Source organism: Alteromonas sp. McT4-15, assembly GCF_020515205.1.
Lineage (GTDB): Bacteria > Pseudomonadota > Gammaproteobacteria > Enterobacterales > Alteromonadaceae > Alteromonas.
Genome location: NZ_JAJALG010000096.1, coordinates 1 through 1,412, shown reverse-complemented (window position 1 = coordinate 1,412; position 1,412 = coordinate 1). Strand labels below are relative to the sequence as shown.

Annotated in this window: 1 protein-coding gene; it reads right to left on the bottom strand. The window is 47.8% G+C overall.

Translation table 11 applies throughout. The annotated features are described in order from the left end of the window. Window positions 1–9 precede the first annotated feature (9 nt). Window positions 10–1,320, bottom strand: coding sequence for an IS4 family transposase (locus tag LHL20_RS20910; RefSeq protein WP_226434689.1), 1,311 nt, complete (start codon window positions 1,318–1,320; stop codon window positions 10–12). Window positions 1,321–1,412: the final 92 nt, after the last annotated feature.

Sequence of the window (1,412 nt, the reverse complement as noted above, 5' to 3'; positions counted from 1 at the left end):
TAATGCCGTTCACTTAAGGTGAGCGGCATTTTTCTTTCTGCTGTATCGCTGTGGTCTCTTCTTAACTGTTCGGGGGAAGCTGCGTTCTCGCCGTGGAGCCAGAATAAGATTCTCAGCCATTTTATGCAGGTATTTATACTGCCTTGGAATTGCGCCGGGCGTTGAATAAGGCAGACCGACCAGCAGCGACGTCACCTGAGCCAGCGCACCATTAAAACTAAGCTGGTAAGGCAGGTAGTTTCCTTTAAGGTTAAAGCACATCTGAACCATCTGGTATCGCACTAGATTGTAGGTCAGCAATACGCCCCACAGTTCCTGCTTCACTAATTCAGGAAGGCGACTGCGCAGGGTCAGACGGTTTCCCAGCATGTATTGTTTTTGCTCCCTGTAGCCCAGCTCAATCTCCCAGCGATGCCCATATAAGTCAGCAATATCAGCTGCAGGGTAGCGCATGGCATCAGTCATTGACGTAAGCACCTCATAGGTTTTACCTTTGATTTTTCGGCTCACAATACGAGCGGTCAGGGTATCGGGTAATCCCGGCCATAACTTCCTAGAGCGAGGGTTACTGCTTAACATTACCAACTTGTCGTTGCGTCCCAAGGAGCGAATTTCTTGATATTGCAGGTTCTTTTTAACAGGAATAAGCCAGTGACGGTTTTCCCCTTCGAGCTGCCATTGATGTAATAGGCCCAGGGAGTAAAACCCTTTATCGAACAGGGTGACACTATTATCTGGGGTAGTTTCGATAAGCTGTTCGGCCAGCCTCATTTCGTTGACGGCGTAACTATCAAACGCGCTTCCCGTCATCAGGTGGGTGCTTAGCTCCATCTGACAAACCATTCTTACTTGCGGGTAAAGAGAATCCTTTTGGCGTGAAAACGCGTCGGCATTTTCCGGCGTATCTTCGGTACGCCAGACGACACCATCAACGCCTAACAGCGTCAGCCCATTCCACTGAGGTAAGTTTGCCTGCCTGAGCCAGTGCGCCGTCATGTGCTGATACACCGCCTTTGCACCACTTTCCCCCAAGGTTTTACGACGCTGCGTTAACGCACTTTTCGCCACAAAAGGCTTACCCTCGCGATCAACAATATCGAGCTGGTTTACAACATCAGATATCGACTTGTCATTGTACAGCGCCATGCCTACAAGTAGCCATACCAGTGATTCAAGCGACAACTTACGTTTGCGCAAGGTAACTGTATCAGACATCTGATAAGCTTGTTCAATCAAGTCTAATGGAATGAGGTCAGACAGCGCTTTAGCTTGTGGCTGCTTAACAGTATTGATGATGTCTAAAGCTTGAGAAACGTCCATAAAAAAATCCGATATCAGTTACCTGATACCGGATTTTGAAGCCTTGAAAAGATCGGTCAACCGATCATTAAATTCTTAACTGATCGGCATTA

Excerpts from the sequence above, each read along its gene's own strand:
- LHL20_RS20910 (WP_226434689.1), bottom strand. The coding sequence starts at position 1,320 with ATGGACGTTTCTCAAGCTTTAGACATCATCAATACTGTTAAGCAGCCA.